Annotated in this window: 15 protein-coding genes, 2 tRNA genes and 3 rRNA genes; 11 read left to right on the top strand and 9 right to left on the bottom strand. The window is 56.3% G+C overall.

The genetic code is table 11. The annotated features are described in order from the left end of the window. Window positions 1-27: 27 nt before the first annotated feature. The 3 genes from coq7 to N1078_RS15355 all read right to left on the bottom strand — a co-directional run bounded on the left by coq7 (window position 28) and on the right by N1078_RS15355 (window position 1,942). The gene (coq7, locus tag N1078_RS15365) at window positions 28-675 is read right to left on the bottom strand and encodes a 2-polyprenyl-3-methyl-6-methoxy-1,4-benzoquinone monooxygenase (protein ID WP_274089033.1); all 648 of its coding nucleotides are present in this window, start codon (window positions 673-675) and stop codon (window positions 28-30) included. 110 nt (window positions 676-785) lie between these two features. After that, entirely contained in the window at window positions 786-1,619 is an 834-nt protein-coding gene (locus N1078_RS15360; RefSeq protein ID WP_274089032.1) for a formylglycine-generating enzyme family protein, read from the bottom strand. Beyond that, complete coding sequence (locus N1078_RS15355; RefSeq protein ID WP_274089031.1) at window positions 1,604-1,942, bottom strand: histidine triad nucleotide-binding protein; 339 nt, start codon at window positions 1,940-1,942, stop codon at window positions 1,604-1,606. Before N1078_RS15355 ends, N1078_RS15360 begins: the two co-directional genes overlap by 16 nt. A 55-nt stretch (window positions 1,943-1,997) precedes the next feature. On the opposite strand from N1078_RS15355, the gene N1078_RS15350 reads away from it, so the two are divergent. Next, a complete protein-coding gene (locus N1078_RS15350) occupies window positions 1,998-3,479 on the top strand; it encodes an AAA family ATPase (protein WP_274089030.1) in 1,482 nt (493 codons plus the stop codon). 4 nt (window positions 3,480-3,483) lie between these two features. Here N1078_RS15350 and N1078_RS15345 read toward each other — a convergent pair whose 3' ends face one another. The 4 genes from N1078_RS15345 to hemJ form a co-directional block, all read right to left on the bottom strand. Continuing rightward, entirely contained in the window at window positions 3,484-4,275 is a 792-nt protein-coding gene (locus N1078_RS15345; protein ID WP_274089029.1) for an SDR family NAD(P)-dependent oxidoreductase, read from the bottom strand. Between the two features lie 55 nt (window positions 4,276-4,330). Next, window positions 4,331-5,275: a DUF805 domain-containing protein gene (locus tag N1078_RS15340; protein WP_274089028.1), complete on the bottom strand. Its 945-nt coding sequence runs from the start codon at window positions 5,273-5,275 to the stop codon at window positions 4,331-4,333. A 195-nt stretch (window positions 5,276-5,470) separates the two neighbouring features. After that, complete coding sequence (locus N1078_RS15335) at window positions 5,471-6,433, bottom strand: NAD(P)H-dependent flavin oxidoreductase (RefSeq protein ID WP_274089027.1); 963 nt, start codon at window positions 6,431-6,433, stop codon at window positions 5,471-5,473. A 24-nt stretch (window positions 6,434-6,457) separates the two neighbouring features. Further along, the gene (gene hemJ, locus N1078_RS15330) at window positions 6,458-6,886 is read right to left on the bottom strand and encodes a protoporphyrinogen oxidase HemJ (protein ID WP_274089026.1); all 429 of its coding nucleotides are present in this window, start codon (window positions 6,884-6,886) and stop codon (window positions 6,458-6,460) included. 135 nt (window positions 6,887-7,021) lie between these two features. On the opposite strand from hemJ, the gene argC reads away from it, so the two are divergent. The 4 genes from argC to erpA all read left to right on the top strand — a co-directional run bounded on the left by argC (window position 7,022) and on the right by erpA (window position 9,625). Then, on the top strand, window positions 7,022-8,056 hold the full coding sequence (argC, locus tag N1078_RS15325; RefSeq protein ID WP_274089025.1) for an N-acetyl-gamma-glutamyl-phosphate reductase: 1,035 nt from the start codon (window positions 7,022-7,024) through the stop codon (window positions 8,054-8,056). A gap of 68 nt (window positions 8,057-8,124) precedes the next feature. Continuing rightward, window positions 8,125-8,778 carry a DUF6776 family protein gene (locus N1078_RS15320; protein ID WP_274089024.1) on the top strand — a complete coding sequence of 218 codons (654 nt, stop codon included), beginning with the start codon at window positions 8,125-8,127 and terminating at the stop codon, window positions 8,776-8,778. A gap of 9 nt (window positions 8,779-8,787) precedes the next feature. Continuing rightward, window positions 8,788-9,198: a bactofilin family protein gene (locus N1078_RS15315; RefSeq protein ID WP_274089023.1), complete on the top strand. Its 411-nt coding sequence runs from the start codon at window positions 8,788-8,790 to the stop codon at window positions 9,196-9,198. A gap of 76 nt (window positions 9,199-9,274) precedes the next feature. Beyond that, entirely contained in the window at window positions 9,275-9,625 is a 351-nt protein-coding gene (gene erpA, locus N1078_RS15310) for an iron-sulfur cluster insertion protein ErpA (protein WP_274089022.1), read from the top strand. A gap of 79 nt (window positions 9,626-9,704) precedes the next feature. Here the strand turns inward: erpA and N1078_RS15305 are convergent, their stop codons facing one another. Further along, complete coding sequence (locus N1078_RS15305; RefSeq protein WP_274089021.1) at window positions 9,705-10,796, bottom strand: anhydro-N-acetylmuramic acid kinase; 1,092 nt, start codon at window positions 10,794-10,796, stop codon at window positions 9,705-9,707. A gap of 3 nt (window positions 10,797-10,799) precedes the next feature. After that, window positions 10,800-12,206 (bottom strand): peptidoglycan DD-metalloendopeptidase family protein, encoded by a 1,407-nt coding sequence (locus N1078_RS15300; RefSeq protein ID WP_274089020.1) that lies wholly within the window; start codon window positions 12,204-12,206, stop codon window positions 10,800-10,802. A gap of 211 nt (window positions 12,207-12,417) precedes the next feature. On the opposite strand from N1078_RS15300, the gene tyrS reads away from it, so the two are divergent. From tyrS to rrf, 6 genes are all read left to right on the top strand, one after another. Further along, window positions 12,418-13,617 (top strand): tyrosine--tRNA ligase, encoded by a 1,200-nt coding sequence (gene tyrS / locus N1078_RS15295; RefSeq protein ID WP_274089019.1) that lies wholly within the window; start codon window positions 12,418-12,420, stop codon window positions 13,615-13,617. A gap of 694 nt (window positions 13,618-14,311) precedes the next feature. Beyond that, window positions 14,312-15,848, top strand: a 16S ribosomal RNA gene (locus tag N1078_RS15290). A gap of 65 nt (window positions 15,849-15,913) precedes the next feature. Continuing rightward, window positions 15,914-15,990: transfer RNA gene (locus N1078_RS15285), tRNA-Ile, on the top strand. Between the two features lie 31 nt (window positions 15,991-16,021). After that, window positions 16,022-16,097 (top strand) — tRNA-Ala (locus tag N1078_RS15280). A gap of 244 nt (window positions 16,098-16,341) precedes the next feature. Then, window positions 16,342-19,231, top strand: a 23S ribosomal RNA gene (locus N1078_RS15275). A gap of 138 nt (window positions 19,232-19,369) precedes the next feature. Next, window positions 19,370-19,485 (top strand): 5S ribosomal RNA (gene rrf / locus N1078_RS15270). The 16S, 23S and 5S rRNA genes sit together here with 2 tRNA genes alongside, the layout of an rRNA operon. Window positions 19,486-19,531: the final 46 nt, after the last annotated feature.

The raw sequence follows: 19,531 nt of genomic DNA, 5'->3' as shown, positions 1-19,531 counted from the left end.
GCCCTTTTTTGTGCCGCTGATTCAGCGTTATACGCGGTACGTGGTGCTGGTCATCACCTTGGCCAGCAGGCTCATGCCGAACTTTACCGGCGCGGGGAAGCGCAGGCCGCCGGCATCCAGGGCGTTGCAGGCATGCTGTTCTTCATCAACGCGCATCTGCTCGAGAATCGCCCGGGACTTCTGGTCGTCCTGGGGGATTTGCTGCAGGTGCTCGTCGAGGTGTTTGACCACTTGATCTTCGGTGGCCGCCACAAAACCCAGGCTGACTTTGTCACTGATCAGTCCAGCCGCCGCGCCGACGCCAAAAGACAGGCCGTAGAACAGCGGGTTAAGAATACTGGGCTGGCTACCGAGTTGACGGATGCGTTGTTCGCACCACGCCAAATGGTCGATTTCTTCATCGGCAGCATGCTCCATGGCCTGGCGCACCTGTGGCAGCTTGGCCGTCAGGGCCTGACCCTGATACAGCGCCTGGGCGCACACCTCACCGGTGTGGTTGATACGCATCAGGCCAGCAATATGCTGGGTCTGCGCGTCATCCAGCTCAGCTTCTGGCTGCACGATGGCCGGTGACGGTCGAGTGGGCTGACCACTGAAGGGCAGCAGGGTGCGCAGCGCGGCATCGGCTTGCAGTAACAGGCGATCAACAGGTGAAAATTGACGTTCGCTGGCCATTGGGACCTCCGGCGATGACTACGGCGCTCAGTTTACTCCAAACCATACGGAGGGTCTGTTGACGTTTCGTCGCAGCCGTTGCTTCGCCTCAACAAGGCAGATGCGCATCTTTAAGGCAGCTCGCGCAGCACGCGAAACCCCAGGGCGTAGTTCGTATGCTGCGGCTGCTTCATGTCGCGCTGGCTACTGCGCAGGTAGCCGGGGCCGCTGTTCCACGCACCACCGCGCACCGTCCGCGGGCTGTTGTCGAGTAACCCTGCAGCGACTCGCTCGCTACCGTCGAAGGGGCTGGCAAACCGCGAGGCCGTCCATTCCCAGACATTACCCGCGGTGTCGTGCAAGCCAAAGACGTTGGCGCTGAACTGGCCGATGAACGCGCTCTTATTCTGGATCAGGCGTGAGGTGGCGCAGCCACGGCAATGCGCGCGCGGCTGCGTTTCCGGGCTGTCGAGCTGTTCGCCCCACCAGTAATAGCTATCAGTTCCCGCACGTGCGGCATATTCCCATTCGGCTTCAGTGGGCAGTCGATAACGCTGCCCGGTGACCTTGGATAACCACTGGCAGTAGGCCACGGCCTGATACCAGGAGACGTTGATCACCGGCCGCTGTGCCGACAAGCCCCAGCCTTCGTTATCCGGCATCAGCGTGGCGGTGGCCGCGGCGTACTGCTGCCAGTCGGCAAAGCTGACCTCGTAGCGACCCATAGCAAACGGGCGGTTGATTTCAATGGGCGTCAGTGGCCGTTCATTATGATTACCGCGACCGCTGTGATCGCCCAGCACGTAATGCCCGGCCGGCAGCACAATCAGTGACGGCCCCTGCTTGTTTTCGCCTAGAGGGTCGCTGAATACATGGCCTGGTGTTTGCGCTTGCGCCGGAGCACTGCTCAACAGGCCGAGCAGCATCAGCGTCGCCAGGTACTGGCGCTTCAACCCGGCGGCCATGCCAGCTGCCGTTGACCCAGTACGTGCATATGAATGTGATAGACGGTTTGGCCACCCAGCTCGTTGCAGTTCATCACCACTCGGAAGCCGTCATCGCAGCCTTGCTCTTTGGCTAGGCGCTGGGCCGTGATGAGGATGTGCCCCGCCAATGCGGTATCGGCTTCGTTCAGGTCATTGAGGGTGCGGATATGTTTTTTCGGGATGACCAGGAAATGCACCGGCGCTTGTGGGCCAATATCGTGGAAGGCAATCACCTGATCATCTTCATAAAGCTTGCGCGCCGGTATTTCACCAGCGACGATCTTGCAGAACAGACAGTCCATGGACGGTCTCCTGGCCGCTAAAAAGAGGCCCGAGTTTAGTGGACAAGGAGTGCGGGTGAAAAACGATATTCACGACCTGGGGCTGGTGCTGGATTCCAAAACCAAGCTGGTGCTGATTGAGTCCTGGGACGAGGTACGGGTTCTGGAAACCCTGACCAGTCTGGCGGTTCGCCGCGGCCTCGGTTTGCAGGTGTGGTCGGTGACCGAGGGGCTGCAGCGCCTGGGTTTTTCTGTTCAAGAGCCCGTCGACAGCGCCACCACGGAGCCGGAAGCTGCGCTGCGCCTGATCAAGGCGGATCCGCAACCGACGCTGTATGTGATGTGTGACCTGCATCCGTTTCTCGACGACAACCCCAAGCTGGTGCGACTGCTCAAGGAAATCGCCATGAGCGAGCTGCCCAGCAAGCCGACGCTGGTGCTGGTGTCCCACGCTTGCCGGTTGCCGCCGGAGGTGCAGCGTTACGCCTCGCGCTTCAGCCTGTCGCTGCCGTCTGAAGAAGAGTTACTGGCCATCGTGCGCGACGAAGCCACTGGCTGGAGCGCCCGCAATCGCAATGCCCGCGTGCGCACCGATAACCGCACCTTGCAGCAGGTGGTGAAGAACCTGCGTGGCCTCAGCCATGCCGAGGCCCGTGCGCTGGCGCGTAATGTGATCTGTGATGACGGTGCGATTACCCAGGAAGATTTGCCGGAGCTGAATAAGACCAAGTTCCAGTTGCTTGACCTCGATGGTGTGTTGAGTTTCGAGTACGACACGGCACGTTTCGCCGAGGTGGGCGGGCTTGGCAACCTCAAACGCTGGCTGGGTGAGCGGCAGAGCATCTTCCTTGAGGGTAAAGGCGTTGATCTGCCGAAGGGCGTGCTGCTGGTCGGTGTGCAGGGCGGCGGCAAAAGCCTGGCCGCCAAGGCGATCGCCGGTCTCTGGGGCTTGCCTTTGTTGCGCCTGGACTTTGCCTGCCTATACAACAAGTTCTTCGGTGAGACCGAACGTAACCTGCGCGAAGCCTTGAAGCTGGCCGAACAGATGTCGCCGTGTGTGCTGTGGATCGACGAGATTGAAAAGGGTTTGGCCAGCGGTGACCACGATGGCGGCGTCAGCCAGCGTGTGCTTGGTACTCTCCTGACCTGGATGGCCGAGCGCAAGGCGCCGGTATTTATGGTGGCCACCGCCAACGTTATCTCGCGATTGCCGCCAGAGTTGCTGCGCAAGGGGCGGTTTGATGAGCTGTTCTTTGTCGACCTGCCGGATGCGCCCGTGCGTGGCGAAATCTTCCGTATTCATCTGCTGCGCCGCGAGTTGGATCCGGCGAGCTTTGATTTGGCTGAGCTGGCGGCGATTTCTGAAGGGTTTTCCGGTGCAGAGATTGAACAGGCAGTAGTGAGTGCCCTGTATGCCGCGCAAGCGCAGCAGCAGCCGGTTGCCCAAGCGGTGTTGCTGCAAAGCATTCAGACCACCGCGCCGCTTTCAGTGGTCATGGCCGAGGATCTTGCAGCCCTTCGCGCCTGGGCGGATGGGCGCACGGTGAGTGCGGGGTAGGAGATTAGAGCGGTTTGCCGAACTGACGATTCAAGCGTGCACTGATCCGCCTAACCAGCCAGCGTGGCCCCAGGCGTGAGCTGAGGGCGAGCAAGCGGTTGCGCCAGCCAGGGATGATGATCGCGCGATTTTTATCCAGCGCCCTGACGGTGATGAGTGCGACTTCTTCGGCGCTCATCATCAACGTGCCGCTCTGTAAGGCTGTGGCATCCACGCTCGCGTTGCGGAAAAACGCGCTGCGGGTCGGGCCCGGACACAGCACGGAAACCTTGACGCCGTAGGGCTTGAGTTCCTCGCGCAGGCCTTCAGAGAAGTGCAGCACATAGGCTTTGCTTGCGTAGTAGTTGCTCATGCCCGGGCCCGGTTGAAAGCCGGCCACCGAAGCCACGTTGAGAATTTGCCCGCTGCCTTGGCCGGCCATGACGGTGCCAATGGCGTGACAGAGGCGGGCGAGGGCGAGGACGTTCAGCTCGATCAACGCCTGCTCGCGCGCCCAGTCCTGGGCGACATAGACGCCACAGGTGCCAATGCCGGCGTTATTCACCAGCAGGTCGATATGCAGTTGGTTTTCTTCCAGTTCATGCAACAAGCCGCTGACGCGCAGTGGTTTGCTCAAATCGCAGGTACGAAACAGCACCTCCACTGAGAAACGCTGGGTCAGCTCGCTGGCGATACTTTCCAGGGCATCACGCTGGCGTGCTACCAGAATCAGATTACGCCCTCTCCGGGCCAGGGCTTCGGCAAGTGCCAGGCCAATGCCACTGGAGGCTCCAGTGATAAGCGCGTAACGGCTCATAGGTTCTCCGTGAAGGAGCCTTGCGGCTCCATGCACTGGCTAAGGTGGTGATGGGTTAAAGGTTGGCGCCGGTCAAAAAAGCCAGCGAAGGCAGCGCAATCGCCAGAATAATACCCAGCGCTATCGCAGCCAGCCACAAGCCGGCCAACACTTTAACGGCGGTGCTGTTCGGCGGTGGCGGTGGGCCGAAGCGGTTGGCTTCGGTGCTGCCGGGAATAACAAACATCAGCAGAGAAAACACTCCGCCGATCACGGGCACCAGGGTGACCAGCAGCAGCCAGCCAGTCCAGCCGATGTCATGCAGGCGCTGCACGCCGAACATGATACCGACTACCGCTACCGCGATCCCCACCACGACCATCAAGAGACCGCCGAGGATCTCCGAGACAGCAAAGAACCCGGCCGCGATACCGAACAACGGCAGGCACGCCAGCATCAGCACCATCGTCCATGCTAGGTAACGTAAGCGGCCGATTCGCCCGTCGGTGGTAAAGGTATTCAGCTCGCCGAACGCTGGCAGCGTTTCGCCCAGTGCTGCCTTGGGTGTGGCGTAAGGAGTGGCGACTGTGCTGGTCACTTGCGGTGTGTTTTCCGCGAGCTGGGCCTGGCGAGCCATGAATTTCTCGATAACGATGCCGCAGGCTGAGCACTCGATGCCTTTGGCTTGTGGATGAGCGCATTTGGGACAAATCATCTGGGCGTCGCTGGCAGGTTCACTGCCTTGCCCGCGGTGGTCGTCGGTGTCCACTAGGCTCAGGCTGGCAGCCAAGTCCGGCTCTTTGCGTACCTTTGCCCCGGCACCCTGCAGGGCTTTGAGGTACTGGTCGGCCTCGTTTTCGCTGAGATCACGTTTGATCTCGACTGTGCCGCCTTTAAACAGCGAGTTGATTCGGGTGTGGTCGCTCTTGAACAACCGTGCGAGATTCTCCTTGGCGGTTTCCATGCTTATGTCAGGCATCAACTCGCCGTTGAACACAATCTTGAAGCGGGCTTGGGTCATGTCGGCGTCCTTGTCGGTGCCTGAGTGGATTCGCGTGTCAGACTATCTGCCGCGCAGGCCAGTGAACAAGCCACTTTGCACGTAAATGTGTGTTTGTTTACGCCCCATGTCGCCATGCTGGGCCTCGCATGGCGGCGTAGGTTACTTGTGCGGATTCGCGCGCGCCTTGAGGGTCAGTTGGCTGACTTAAGAGCGTTATCGTGGCCAGCGCTGTTGCAGTTGCAGGCTGTGCTTGAGTGCCTCGCGGTATTCGCGGTCGAGGCGGCTGATCAATTGCTCGACACTGGGCAGATCGCTGATGTTGCCAACGCCCTGGCCGGCCGACCACACGGTTTTCCAAGCCTTGGCTTCTTCATCCATGGGCTTGAGCTTCTCGCCATAGTTGATTTCGCCTTTGCTCTGCAGCTGCTTGAGATCGTAGCCGGCCAGTTCCAGGCTTTGGCGCATAAAGCTCGCGGGTACTCCGGAAACGGCCGGGGTGTGAATGATGTCGGCGGCTTTGGCGTCGAGGATCATCTGCTTATAGGCGTCGGAGGCGGCGTTTTCCTGGGTGGCGATCAAGCGTGTGCCGAGGTAGGCGAGGTCGGCGCCAAGCAATTGGGCCGCCAGCACTTCGTGGCCCTGATTAAGGCAGCCGGCCAGCAGCAGAGTTTTGTCGAAGAACTGGCGAATTTCGGCGATCAGTGCGAACGGGCTCCAGGTCCCGGCATGCCCACCGGCGCCGGCGGCCACCGCGATCAAACCATCGACGCCGGCTTCGGCGGCTTTCTCGGCATGCCGGCGTGTGGTCACGTCATGGAACACCAGGCCGCCGTAGCTGTGCACCGCATCCACCACTTCTTTTACCGCGCCGAGGCTGGTGATCACGATGGGTACGCGCTGCTCGACACAGATCGCCAAGTCTGCCTGTAGGCGTGGGTTACTGCCATGCACGATCAAGTTGACCGCATAGGGTGCCGCTTTAACGTCCAGACCTGCTTCGATTTCCTCTAGCCAGTCTTTGAAACCGCTGCTCTCGCGCTGGTTCAGCGCCGGAAAGCTGCCGACAATACCGTTGTTGCAACAGGCCAGAACCAGTTGCGGATTAGAGACCAGAAACATCGGCGCTGCGACGACGGGAAGGCGCAGGCGTTGTTCGAGCAGGGCCGGAAGCGACATGCAGAAATCCTCTTGTTGCAGTGATTAGAAAGGGCGAACCACAACCAGAATGACGATGCCCAGTAAGGCCAGCACGGGTGCTTCATTGAACCAGCGGTAGAACACATGGCCGCGCTGGTTTTCATTGCGAGCAAACGCCTTGAGTTGGGCGCCGCACATAAATTGGTAAACCACCAGTAGGGCAACCAGGCTCAGCTTGGCGTGCATCCAGCCCTGGCTGAAGTAGTAGCTGGGATTAAGGCTGATCAGCCACAGGCCGAGGCCGACGGTGAGGATCAGCGATGGCCACATAATCCCGCGGTAGAGCTTGCGCTCCATGATGCAAAAGCGCTCGCGGCTGACCTCGTCGGTGCTCATGGCGTGGTAAACGAATAGGCGTGGTAGGTAGAACAAGCCGGCGAACCAACAGACCATGGCAATGATGTGCAGGGCCTTGAGCCATAGATAGAGCATTGTTTGAACTCGTGCTGAAAAGTGCCTCGATAGTAGTGGTCATGAGCGCCTGCGTCATCACTGGCGGTTGGCCCCCGGCCGAAGCGCCCGTATCATCGGCAGCTTTCCACTGCTGGTAAGGCAAAGGGGCAAATGATGATCAAGGTCGGAATCGTCGGCGGCACGGGTTATACCGGAGTCGAATTGTTGCGTTTGTTGGCGCAGCACCCGCAAGCACAGGTCGAGGTGATTACCTCGCGCTCCGAGGCCGGCATGCGTGTCGACGAGATGTACCCGAACCTGCGCGGTCATTACGACAGCCTGGCGTTTAGCGTGCCGGATGCCGCCACGTTGGGGGCTTGCGATGTGGTGTTTTTCGCCACGCCGCACGGTGTCGCTCATGCGCTGGCGGGCGAGCTGCTGGCGGCGGGAACCAAGGTGATCGACCTGTCGGCTGACTTCCGCTTGCAGGACGCCGATGAATGGGCGAAATGGTACGGCCAGCCACACGGCGCACCAGACCTGCTCCCAGAGGCAGTCTACGGCTTGCCTGAGGTCAATCGTGAGGCAATCAAACAGGCGCGCTTAATCGCGGTGCCGGGCTGCTACCCCACGGCTGCACAGCTGGCGCTGATCCCGTTGCTTGAGGCCGGCCTGGCCGATACCTCGCAAATTATCGCCGACTGTAAGTCTGGGGTGAGTGGTGCCGGGCGCGGTGCCAGTGTCGGCTCGCTGTTTAGCGAGGCGGGCGAAAGCATGAAGGCCTATGGGGTCAAGGGGCATCGGCACTTGCCGGAAATTCGTCAGGGCCTTCAACGAGCGGCGGGTCAGGCGGTCGGTTTGACCTTCGTGCCACACCTGACGCCGATGATTCGCGGCATTCACGCCACGCTTTATGCCACCGTGGTTGACCGTTCCGTTGACCTCCAAGCGCTGTTCGAGAAGCGCTATGCAAACGAGCCCTTTGTGGATGTGATGCCCGCCGGCAGCCACCCGGAAACCCGCAGCGTGCGGGGCGCCAACGTCTGCCGTATCGCCGTGCACCGCCCGCAGGATGGTGATCTGGTGGTGGTGCTGTCGGTCATTGATAACCTGGTCAAGGGCGCGTCGGGCCAGGCGGTGCAGAACATGAATATTATCTTCGGTCTTGATGAGCGCCTGGGCCTGTCCCACGCCGCCCTGCTGCCCTGATGGCAGGGTGGGAGGTTCGGCCAAGCGATCCTGGACGTACTCGACGGCAGTGCCTGCTGAGTGTGCTGGTGCTGCTGTGTATTGCGCTGGCTTTTTATGCTGGCAGTTTGTGGCAGCAGTCCATAGCTGGTGCCGTGCAGTCGGCCAAACAGGCTCCGGATGAGTCGTTAGCCCGTGAGGTCGAAGAGCTACGCCAGCGTGTGGCGGTACTGAGCAGCACGGAAATGCTCAGTCAGCAGGCCAACGAGCAGAGTCGTTTGACGATCAAGCTCTTGGAAGAACAGATCTACAAGCAGCAACAGGATCTGGCGTCCTACAAAGGCGTTCTGGCCCCGGCCAGTCGTCGCGAAGGTCTACGCATTAAGACCTTTGAGTTGCAGGCCACGGACAGGCCTGAGTATTTCCGCTACAAGATACTCCTTAGCCGCGTGGGTAAAGGTGAGGCGCCGCTGGAAGGCCAGTTGCAGGTCTCAATCGTCGGTCAGCAAGGTGGACAGGCCGTAACGCTCGAGTTAGCCGCGCTGACGACTGGCTTGCCGGATGCGTTGCCTGAGCAAGCGTTTGCCTTTTCCTTTAAGCACTTTCAGGCAATCCCTGAGGCCGGCCAATTCGCTGAGCTGAAGCTGCCTGAGGGGTTTGTCCCGCGCGAGATTAAAGTGCGCGCTGAGGTACAGGGCGAGAAGCCCTTGTTGCGCACATTTGAATGGAACAAAGAGGAGTGATGGTTCTGTATGTGGAGTAAAGACAAAGCGCGCGCTGATGTGCAGCGTTTCGCGGGCAAGACCAGCCTGATTGCGGTCGGGGCTGAGTTGCATGGCGATTTGCGCTTTCAAGGGGCTGTTCAGGTTGATGGAAAGGTTATCGGTAACCTGGTTGCCAGCGAAGGTATGGTGCGTGTCAGCGTGCAGGGCCGGGTTGAAGGCGAGATACGTGCACCCCATATAGTGATTGATGGTGAAGTCGAGGGTGATGTACACGCCAGTGGTCGCCTTGAACTTGGCGTGCGCGCTCGGGTGCGCGGCAATCTGTACTACGCCTTAATGGAAATGGCCATGGGGGCGCAAATCGATGGGCGTCTTTGTCGGTTGCAGGACGACGCGAGACCATTGGAGTTGCCAGCGTCTCTGGATGAAGCGCAATAGTTGACCGCATTTGTAGGGTAAGCGGATAATGCCCATCAAACTGCAGTTTGGCGCTTAGCGCCGGGAGTTAATCAGCATGAGCGTCGAAACCTTCACCCCTAGTGCTATGCAATTTACGCAGGGCGCGGCGAATAAGGTGAAGAACCTGGTCGATGAAGAAGGCAACCCACGCCTGAAGTTGCGTGTGTTTGTAACCGGTGGCGGTTGTTCTGGCTTCCAGTATGGTTTCACCTTCGATGAAGACGTCGCTGATGATGACACCATCGTTGAGCGCGAAGGCGTGAGTCTTGTGGTCGACTCGATGAGTTTCCAGTACTTGGCTGGTGCCGAGGTCGACTATCAGGAGGGCCTGGAAGGCTCGCGGTTTGTGATCAACAATCCGAACGCCACTACTACTTGCGGCTGCGGTTCTTCGTTTTCGATCTAGGTTCTAGGCTGTTCAAGTCAACGCCGTGCTTTGTGTACGGCGTTTTCGTTTCTGCGCGTAGCAGATGCTGGCGCGGTTATCAGGCTGGATAGATCGCCCCGAGCACGCGCAGCCCTTGTGCGCCTGTGACGCTCGGCCGGTTAGCAGGTATGCCCTCCAGGCAACAGTGCGCCAGCCAGGCAAACGCCATAGCTTCTACCCAGTCAGCGGGTACGCCATGCTCATCGGTGCTGCTCACTTGGCTGTTGGGCAGCAGCTGCGCAAGTCGACGCATCAGCGTGCGGTTGTGTGCACCGCCGCCGCAGACCAGCAGCATCTCAGTGTTTTTCTGGGCGCCCTTGAGTGCGTCGGTAATGCTGATGGCGGTCAATTCCAGCAGGGTAGCTTGCACGTCAGCTGCTGCTAGCGCGGGCTGCTTCTGCAGATGTTGGTCCAGCCAGGCAAGGTTGAACAGCTCGCGGCCTGTGCTTTTCGGCCCTTGGGTTTGGAAGTAGGCGTCGCTCAGCAAAACCTGCAGGAGCGGCATTTGCACCGATCCGCTGGCGGCCCATTGACCATCTTGGTCGTATGTCAGGCCTTGATGGCGTTTGATCCAGGCATCAAGCAGTACATTGCCTGGCCCGCAGTCAAAGCCGTGTACGGGGCGCTCCTGCTCCAGCAGGCTGAGGTTGCTGAAACCGCCAATATTGAGAATGGCACGGGTGCTGTTTGCGTGCGCGAACAGTGCGTCGTGGAACGCTGGGACCAGAGGCGCGCCTTGGCCTCCGGCGGCAACATCCCTACGGCGGAAGTCACTGACGACGCTGATGCCGGTCAGTTCGACGAGCAAGGCAGGGTTGCCAATCTGGATGCTAAAGCCGCGCGTGGGCTCGTGGCGCACGGTTTGGCCATGACTGCCAATAGCGCGGACTTCGTCTGCTGCTATGCCATGTTGCTTCAGTAGTGCATTGATGCCTTGAGCCGCGAGCTGTACCCACTGCTGCTCGGCAATGGCTGCGCGGGCCAGTTCATCGTGGCCGGAAGCGCACAGGCTCAGTAGGGTGCCACGCAGTTCGTCTGGCATGGGCAGGTAAAGCGTGCCTATTAGGCGGGTGTCACGTTCTTGCTCGATTAGCGCAATGTCCAGTCCATCCAGGCTGGTGCCGGACATCACGCCAAGGTAGAGGGGCATGGTTCAGCGCTGATTATTCAGAGCGAGCATTGTGGACTTCTCTTTGTCCATTTGCGCCATCAGCGGTTTGCTCAGCTGCATAAACCGGGCTTTCTCGCTGTTGGCGATAGGGTCGGCCATTGGCAGCTTTTGGCTCAGCGGGTCAACGTGCACGCCATTAACTTGGAATTCATAGTGCAGGTGTGGCCCTGTGGACAGGCCTGTGGTGCCGATATAGCCAATGATCTGGCCTTGCTTGACGTTGCCACCGGTGCGTACACCCTTTGCGAAGCCCTGCATGTGCGCGTACAGCGTACGGTAGCGCTGGCCATGCTGGATGATGACTGCGTTGCCATAGCCGCCATGTCGCCCGGCCAACGAAATACGGCCGTCGCCTGCTGCTTTGATTGGGGTGCCGCGGGGAGCTGCATAATCAACGCCTTTGTGGGCGCGAATCTTATTCAGGATTGGATGGCGACGACCATTGGAAAAGCGCGAGCTGATACGGGCGAAGTCTACCGGTGTACGGATAAAGGCCTTGCGCATGCTTTCGCCATTGGCGCTGTAGTAACTGCTATTACCCTGTTTGTTGGTATAGCGCACCGCAGTATATGTCTTGCCGCGGTTGGTGAAACGTGCGGAGAGAATGTTGCCGGTTCCGACTTGCTTGCCGTTGACCACTTTCTTTTCGAAGATCAGCTCGAATTCGTCACCTTCACGAATATCCATGGCGAAGTCGATGTCGTAGCCAAATATGTTGGCCAAGTCCATGGTCAGGTTGTGCGACAGGCCGGCACGTTTGGCCGATAGAAACAGCGAGCTGTTGATCACGCCATGGCTATAGCTGGTTTGAATCTCTGGTTTAACCAGTTCACGCTTGAAGGTGAAACCTTTCTCGCTCTTTGCCAGAACAATGCTTTCCAGGTCGCTGAGCTTGCTGTGCAGGCTTTCAAGCTGGCCGTCAGCGCTCAGATTGAATTCAAGCGGCTGGCCTACCTTTAAACGAGTCAGTTGTTTGGCTTCTTTGCTGCTGTTGAGTACTTCATGCAGGGTCGTTGCGCTCAAGCCGACTTTGGCAAATACCGTGGACAGGGTATCGCCGTTTTGCACGTTAATAATGTGGTGCAGTGGGTCGGCTTCTTCTGGCGTATCGATCTGAGTGGTTTTCAGCTCGTCGGCAGTCGAGGTCTCGGCAGCAGCGGTATTGGCGAAGGGGGACTGATTCGACTGCGATGTCGTAGGTGTCGGCTCCGCTTGTTGTTCGGCGTACTCGGAACCGTTGTCCAACTCAAGGTTGAGGTAGGTTTTCTTGGCTTCAACTTCGCGAGTGGGAAATACCAGTAGGGTTAGGCTCAGTAGTGCGGCGACGCCGCTGGCCGCCAAAATATGGCTTTTGGGGTAGAGCGGTGGCGCTTTAGTTGTAGAGGTCATAGGCGGCTTTTGACTTTAAAAATGGAAAGAAATAGATAAAAAAATGATGAATATGCAGTAACTGTATAAAATATAACCAAATCGCTTGCTAGGCAACCCCGGTTGTCGCGAGGTGATCTTAGCTTTGGTGGATGGTTGGCAGAACTTGTGATTTGTCCGCGATCTTGTATGGTTGGTTCCCTTTTGTTTTTGAGTGGTCGTGAGTCCTGTCATGAAGTCGGTTGAAGAGCAGTTGGCGCTGATCAAGCGCGGCGCAGAAGAGGTTTTGGTTGAGGCTGAGCTGGTTGAGAAGCTTAAGCGTGGTCAACCGCTGCGCATCAAGGCGGGTTTTGATCCGACCGCACCGGATCTTCACCTTGGGCACACCGTGCTTATTAATAAGCTGCGACAGTTCCAAGAGCTGGGGCACCAGGTGATCTTCTTGATCGGCGATTTCACCGGGATGATTGGTGATCCGAGTGGTAAGAGTGCGACGCGCCCACCGTTGACCCGGGAGCAGGTTTTAGAGAATGCGGAGACCTACAAGACCCAGGTGTTCAAGATTCTCGATCCGGCGAAAACCGAAGTCGCTTTCAATTCCACGTGGATGGACAAGATGGGGCCGGCCGACTTCATTCGTCTGACCTCTCAGTACACCGTCGCCCGCATGCTTGAGCGTGATGACTTCAGTAAGCGCTATTCGACCCAGCAGCCTATTGCCATTCACGAGTTCCTCTATCCGCTGGTTCAGGGTTATGACTCAGTTGCGTTGCAGGCAGATGTTGAGTTGGGCGGCACTGATCAGAAGTTTAACTTGCTGATGGGGCGTGAGCTGCAGCGCTCTTATGGGCAGGCATCCCAGTGTGTTGTCACTATGCCGCTTTTGGAAGGGCTGGATGGCGTGAAGAAGATGTCCAAGTCTCTGGGCAACTACATAGGCATTCAAGAAGCGCCGGGTGTGATGTACAGCAAGTTGGTCTCCATGCCAGACGCGTTGATGTGGCGTTACTTCGAACTGCTCAGCTTCCGCTCAATGGAGGAGATTGAACAGTTCAAGCGCGATGTCGAGCAGGGCGCTAACCCTCGGGACGTGAAGATCAAACTGGCAGAAGAAATTGTTGCGCGTTTCCATGGTGAAGAGGCCGCGCTCACGGCCCATCGCTCGGCAGGTAACCGCATGAAAGAGGGGGAGTTGCCTGAGGATCTTCCAGAGATCGAAGTGCTTTCCGCTGATGACATGCCGATTTCTGCGTTGCTGAATAAAGCAGGCTTGGTTAAGAATGCGGCGATGGCGCGTGATTTGTTGGCGTCTGGTGGTGTGCGTGTCGATGGCGAGGTTGTAGATCGCGCCTTTATATATAAGGTAGGTGCAGTGCATGTTTGTCAGGCTGGCAAGAAGTCGTTTGCGCGTATCACGCTTAAGCTCGAGTAGCACTTAAGGCTCGAGTGCTGTGGCTGCTGCTCAGCTGTTGCGCGTTAAGTTCGACAAAGCCGTTGAAGCGTCAGCTTCAACGGCTTTGTCGTTTCTGCGGGCGACGCACATTGGTCGCTGGGTCGTGAGCTTACGGCGGACATTATGGAAAGGCCTAGCAATCGCCTCGCCTTTATAGTGTTCTCTCTATGTGGGACTGCTTTTCAGATGTGTGCGTCTCCTTAAACGTCTTATAAAACAATAGGTTGGTTTATAAGAAGGGTTGCAAAGCGGCGAAAGCTGCGTAGAATGCGCCTGGCTGGCAGGGTAGTGGTTTGATTCTGTTGGTGGTTCGATCGAGATGATCGAAAGCGGTAAAAGAGGTGGTTGACAGTGGTTTGAAACGCTGTAGAATTCGCCTTCCGCTGACGAGAGGCTAGGTGTTGATCGAAGGCGCAAGTGGTTGAGATTGAAAAGAAATTTTCGAAATCACTTGACGTAAGATGAGGCTGCTGTAGAATTCGCGCCTCGGTTGAGACGAAAGACTTAGCCACCGCTCTTTAACAACTGAATCAAGCAATTCGTGTGGGTGCTTGTGAGGTAAGACTGCTAGTCGCAAGATTATCAGCATCACAAGTTACTCCGCGAGAAATCAAAGATGTAACCAACGATTGCTGAGCTAAGTTTAGGGTTTTCTCAAAACCCAAGCAGTATTGAACTGAAGAGTTTGATCATGGCTCAGATTGAACGCTGGCGGCAGGCCTAACACATGCAAGTCGAGCGGTAGAGAGAAGCTTGCTTCTCTTGAGAGCGGCGGACGGGTGAGTAATGCCTAGGAATCTGCCTAGTGGTGGGGGATAACGTTCGGAAACGGACGCTAATACCGCATACGTCCTACGGGAGAAAGCGGGGGACCTTCGGGCCTCGCGCCATTAGATGAGCCTAGGTCGGATTAGCTAGTTGGTGAGGTAATGGCTCACCAAGGCTACGATCCGTAACTGGTCTGAGAGGATGATCAGTCACACTGGAACTGAGACACGGTCCAGACTCCTACGGGAGGCAGCAGTGGGGAATATTGGACAATGGGCGAAAGCCTGATCCAGCCATGCCGCGTGTGTGAAGAAGGTCTTCGGATTGTAAAGCACTTTAAGTTGGGAGGAAGGGTAGTAACTTAATACGTTGCTACTTTGACGTTACCGACAGAATAAGCACCGGCTAACTTCGTGCCAGCAGCCGCGGTAATACGAAGGGTGCAAGCGTTAATCGGAATTACTGGGCGTAAAGCGCGCGTAGGTGGTTCAGTAAGTTGGAAGTGAAATCCCCGGGCTCAACCTGGGAACTGCTTTCAAAACTGCTGAGCTAGAGTACGGTAGAGGGTAGTGGAATTTCCTGTGTAGCGGTGAAATGCGTAGATATAGGAAGGAACACCAGTGGCGAAGGCGACTACCTGGACTGATACTGACACTGAGGTGCGAAAGCGTGGGGAGCAAACAGGATTAGATACCCTGGTAGTCCACGCCGTAAACGATGTCAACTAGCCGTTGGGAGTCTTGAACTCTTAGTGGCGCAGCTAACGCATTAAGTTGACCGCCTGGGGAGTACGGCCGCAAGGTTAAAACTCAAATGAATTGACGGGGGCCCGCACAAGCGGTGGAGCATGTGGTTTAATTCGAAGCAACGCGAAGAACCTTACCTGGCCTTGACATGCTGAGAACTTTCTAGAGATAGATTGGTGCCTTCGGGAACTCAGACACAGGTGCTGCATGGCTGTCGTCAGCTCGTGTCGTGAGATGTTGGGTTAAGTCCCGTAACGAGCGCAACCCTTGTCCTTAGTTACCAGCACGTAATGGTGGGAACTCTAAGGAGACTGCCGGTGACAAACCGGAGGAAGGTGGGGATGACGTCAAGTCATCATGGCCCTTACGGCCAGGGCTACACACGTGCTACAATGGTCGGTACAAAGGGTTGCCAAGCCGCGAGGTGGAGCTAATCCCATAAAACCGATCGTAGTCCGGATCGCAGTCTGCAACTCGACTGCGTGAAGTCGGAATCGCTAGTAATCGTGAATCAGAATGTCACGGTGAATACGTTCCCGGGCCTTGTACACACCGCCCGTCACACCATGGGAGTGGGTTGCACCAGAAGTAGCTAGTCTAACCCTCGGGAGGACGGTTACCACGGTGTGATTCATGACTGGGGTGAAGTCGTAACAAGGTAGCCGTAGGGGAACCTGCGGCTGGATCACCTCCTTAATCGAAGACTTCAGCTTCTTCATAAGTTCCCACACGAATTGCTTGATTCATTGAAAAAGACGATTGGGTCTGTAGCTCAGTTGGTTAGAGCGCACCCCTGATAAGGGTGAGGTCGGCAGTTCGAATCTGCCCAGACCCACCAATTGTTGTGGGGTTTGGCCTTGTACGAATATGGGGCCATAGCTCAGCTGGGAGAGCGCCTGCCTTGCACGCAGGAGGTCAGCGGTTCGATCCCGCTTGGCTCCACCATATACAGCATCGTAAGAGCTCAGAAATGAACGTTCCTGCTAGCAGCAGATGAATGTTGATTTCTGGTCTTTGACCAGTAAGAAAATCGTTCTTTAAAAATTTGGGTATGTGATAGAAGTGACTGATTAATTACTTTCACTGGTAATTAATTTGGTCAAGGTAAAATTTGTAGTTCTCAATTGCAAATTTTCGGCGAATGTCGTCTTCACGTTAGAGACAATAACCAGATTGCTTGGGGTTATATGGTCAAGTGAAGAAGCGCATACGGTGGATGCCTTGGCAGTCAGAGGCGATGAAAGACGTTGTAGCCTGCGATAAGCTCCGGGGAGTCGGCAAACAGACTTTGATCCGGAGATCTCTGAATGGGGGAACCCAGCCAGCATAAGCTGGTTATCACACACTGAATACATAGGTGTGTGAGGCGAACCAGGGGAACTGAAACATCTAAGTACCCTGAGGAATAGAAATCAACCGAGATTCCCTTAGTAGTGGCGAGCGAACGGGGACTAGCCCTTAAGTTGATTTGAGAATAGTGGAAGGCTCTGGAAAGTGCCGCCGTAGTGGGTGATAGCCCCGTACACGAAATTCTCTTATCAATGAAATCGAGTAGGACGGAGCACGAGAAACTTTGTCTGAATATGGGGGGACCATCCTCCAAGGCTAAATACTACTGACTGACCGATAGTGAACTAGTACCGTGAGGGAAAGGCGAAAAGAACCCCGGAGAGGGGAGTGAAATAGATCCTGAAACCGTATGCGTACAAGCAGTGGGAGCCCACTTTGTTGGGTGACTGCGTACCTTTTGTATAATGGGTCAGCGACTTATATTCAGTGGCGAGCTTAACCGAATAGGGGAGGCGTAGCGAAAGCGAGTCTTAATAGGGCGACAGTCGCTGGGTATAGACCCGAAACCGGGCGATCTATCCATGGGCAGGTTGAAGGTTGGGTAACACTAACTGGAGGACCGAACCGACTACCGTTGAAAAGTTAGCGGATGACCTGTGGATCGGAGTGAAAGGCTAATCAAGCTCGGAGATAGCTGGTTCTCCTCGAAAGCTATTTAGGTAGCGCCTCGTGTATCACTGTTGGGGGTAGAGCACTGTTTCGGCTAGGGGGTCATCCCGACTTACCAAACCGATGCAAACTCCGAATACCAACAAGTGTCAGCACGGGAGACACACGGCGGGTGCTAACGTCCGTCGTGAAAAGGGAAACAACCCAGACCGTCAGCTAAGGTCCCAAAGTTATGGTTAAGTGGGAAACGATGTGGGAAGGCTTAGACAGCTAGGAAGTTGGCTTAGAAGCAGCCATCTTTTAAAGAAAGCGTAATAGCTCACTAGTCGAGTCGGCCTGCGCGGAAGATGTAACGGGGCTCAAACCATACACCGAAGCTACGGGTTCATCTTAGGATGAGCGGTAGAGGAGCGTTCTGTAAGCCTGTGAAGGTGAGTTGAGAAGCTTGCTGGAGGTATCAGAAGTGCGAATGCTGACATGAGTAACGACAATGGGAGTGAAAAACTCCCACGCCGAAAGACCAAGGTTTCCTGCGCAACGTTAATCGACGCAGGGTGAGTCGGCCCCTAAGGTGAGGCAGAAATGCGTAATCGATGGGAAACGGGTTAATATTCCCGTACTTCTAATTACTGCGATGGAGGGACGGAGAAGGCTAGGCCAGCACGGCGTTGGTTGTCCGTGTTTAAGGTGGTAGGCTGATTTCTTAGGTAAATCCGGGAAATCAAGGCCGAGAACTGATGACGAGTTGTCTTTTAGACGACGAAGTGGTTGATGCCATGCTTCCAGGAAAAGCTTCTAAGCTTCAGGTAATTAGGAACCGTACCCCAAACCGACACAGGTGGTTAGGTAGAGAATACCAAGGCGCTTGAGAGAACTCGGGTGAAGGAACTAGGCAAAATGGCACCGTAACTTCGGGAGAAGGTGCGCCGGTGAGGGTGAAGCATTTACTGCGTAAGCCCATGCCGGTCGAAGATACCAGGCCGCTGCGACTGTTTATTAAAAACACAGCACTCTGCAAACACGAAAGTGGACGTATAGGGTGTGACGCCTGCCCGGTGCCGGAAGGTTAATTGATGGGGTTAGCTAACGCGAAGCTCTTGATCGAAGCCCCGGTAAACGGCGGCCGTAACTATAACGGTCCTAAGGTAGCGAAATTCCTTGTCGGGTAAGTTCCGACCTGCACGAATGGCGTAACGATGGCGGCGCTGTCTCCACCCGAGACTCAGTGAAATTGAAATCGCTGTGAAGATGCAGTGTATCCGCGGCTAGACGGAAAGACCCCGTGAACCTTTACTATAGCTTTGCACTGGACTTTGAGTTTGCTTGTGTAGGATAGGTGGGAGGCTTTGAAGCGTGGACGCCAGTTCGCGTGGAGCCAACCTTGAAATACCACCCTGGCAACCTTGAGGTTCTAACTCTGGTCCGTTATCCGGATCGAGGACAGTGTATGGTGGGTAGTTTGACTGGGGCGGTCTCCTCCTAAAGAGTAACGGAGGAGTACGAAGGTGCGCTCAGACCGGTCGGAAATCGGTCGTAGAGTATAAAGGCAAAAGCGCGCTTGACTGCGAGACAGACACGTCGAGCAGGTACGAAAGTAGGTCTTAGTGATCCGGTGGTTCTGTATGGAAGGGCCATCGCTCAACGGATAAAAGGTACTCCGGGGATAACAGGCTGATACCGCCCAAGAGTTCATATCGACGGCGGTGTTTGGCACCTCGATGTCGGCTCATCACATCCTGGGGCTGAAGCCGGTCCCAAGGGTATGGCTGTTCGCCATTTAAAGTGGTACGCGAGCTGGGTTTAGAACGTCGTGAGACAGTTCGGTCCCTATCTGCCGTGGACGTTTGAGATTTGAAAGGGGCTGCTCCTAGTACGAGAGGACCGGAGTGGACGAACCTCTGGTGTTCCGGTTGTCACGCCAGTGGCATTGCCGGGTAGCTATGTTCGGAAAAGATAACCGCTGAAAGCATCTAAGCGGGAAACTTGCCTTGAGATGAGATCTCACTGGAACCTTGAGTTCCCTAAAGGGCCGTCGAAGACTACGACGTTGATAGGTTGGGTGTGTAAGCGCTGTGAGGCGTTGAGCTAACCAATACTAATTGCCCGTGAGGCTTGACCATATAACACCCAAACAATTTGATGTTTGTGTGTCTCTATGAAGACTGCAACAGCCGAAAATTTGCACAACTACAAACCACATCACATACCCAATTCGAGGTAGCGAGCCGCGCAAGCAGCACGACATCTCAGCTGAATCGCTTGACGACCATAGAGCATTGGAACCACCTGATCCCATCCCGAACTCAGTAGTGAAACGATGCATCGCCGATGGTAGTGTGGGGTCTCCCCATGTGAGAGTAGGTCATCGTCAAGCACCTACACCAAAACCCCCGATCAGGAAACTGGTCGGGGGTTTTACT

This window comes from Pseudomonas sp. MIL19 (assembly GCF_028680365.1).
Classification (GTDB): Bacteria; Pseudomonadota; Gammaproteobacteria; order Pseudomonadales; family Pseudomonadaceae; genus Aquipseudomonas; species Aquipseudomonas spirodelae.
Note: the sequence above shows the minus strand (reverse complement) of the source record. Positions and strands in the feature narration are given on the sequence as shown.

What these genes read in the sequence shown, in the direction of transcription:
- N1078_RS15340 (WP_274089028.1), bottom strand. Translation starts at nt 5,275, where the DNA reads ATGACCCAAGCCCGCTTCAAGATTGTGTTCAACGGCGAGTTGATGCCT.
- N1078_RS15315 (WP_274089023.1), top strand. Translation starts at nt 8,788, where the DNA reads ATGTGGAGTAAAGACAAAGCGCGCGCTGATGTGCAGCGTTTCGCGGGC.
- hemJ (WP_274089026.1), bottom strand. Translation starts at nt 6,886, where the DNA reads ATGCTCTATCTATGGCTCAAGGCCCTGCACATCATTGCCATGGTCTGT.
- erpA (WP_274089022.1), top strand. Translation starts at nt 9,275, where the DNA reads ATGAGCGTCGAAACCTTCACCCCTAGTGCTATGCAATTTACGCAGGGC.
- N1078_RS15335 (WP_274089027.1), bottom strand. Translation starts at nt 6,433, where the DNA reads ATGTCGCTTCCGGCCCTGCTCGAACAACGCCTGCGCCTTCCCGTCGTC.
- N1078_RS15305 (WP_274089021.1), bottom strand. Translation starts at nt 10,796, where the DNA reads ATGCCCCTCTACCTTGGCGTGATGTCCGGCACCAGCCTGGATGGACTG.
- N1078_RS15300 (WP_274089020.1), bottom strand. Translation starts at nt 12,206, where the DNA reads ATGACCTCTACAACTAAAGCGCCACCGCTCTACCCCAAAAGCCATATT.
- coq7 (WP_274089033.1), bottom strand. Translation starts at nt 675, where the DNA reads ATGGCCAGCGAACGTCAATTTTCACCTGTTGATCGCCTGTTACTGCAA.
- tyrS (WP_274089019.1), top strand. Translation starts at nt 12,418, where the DNA reads ATGAAGTCGGTTGAAGAGCAGTTGGCGCTGATCAAGCGCGGCGCAGAA.
- argC (WP_274089025.1), top strand. Translation starts at nt 7,022, where the DNA reads ATGATCAAGGTCGGAATCGTCGGCGGCACGGGTTATACCGGAGTCGAA.
- N1078_RS15355 (WP_274089031.1), bottom strand. Translation starts at nt 1,942, where the DNA reads ATGGACTGTCTGTTCTGCAAGATCGTCGCTGGTGAAATACCGGCGCGC.
- N1078_RS15360 (WP_274089032.1), bottom strand. Translation starts at nt 1,619, where the DNA reads ATGGCCGCCGGGTTGAAGCGCCAGTACCTGGCGACGCTGATGCTGCTC.
- N1078_RS15345 (WP_274089029.1), bottom strand. Translation starts at nt 4,275, where the DNA reads ATGAGCCGTTACGCGCTTATCACTGGAGCCTCCAGTGGCATTGGCCTG.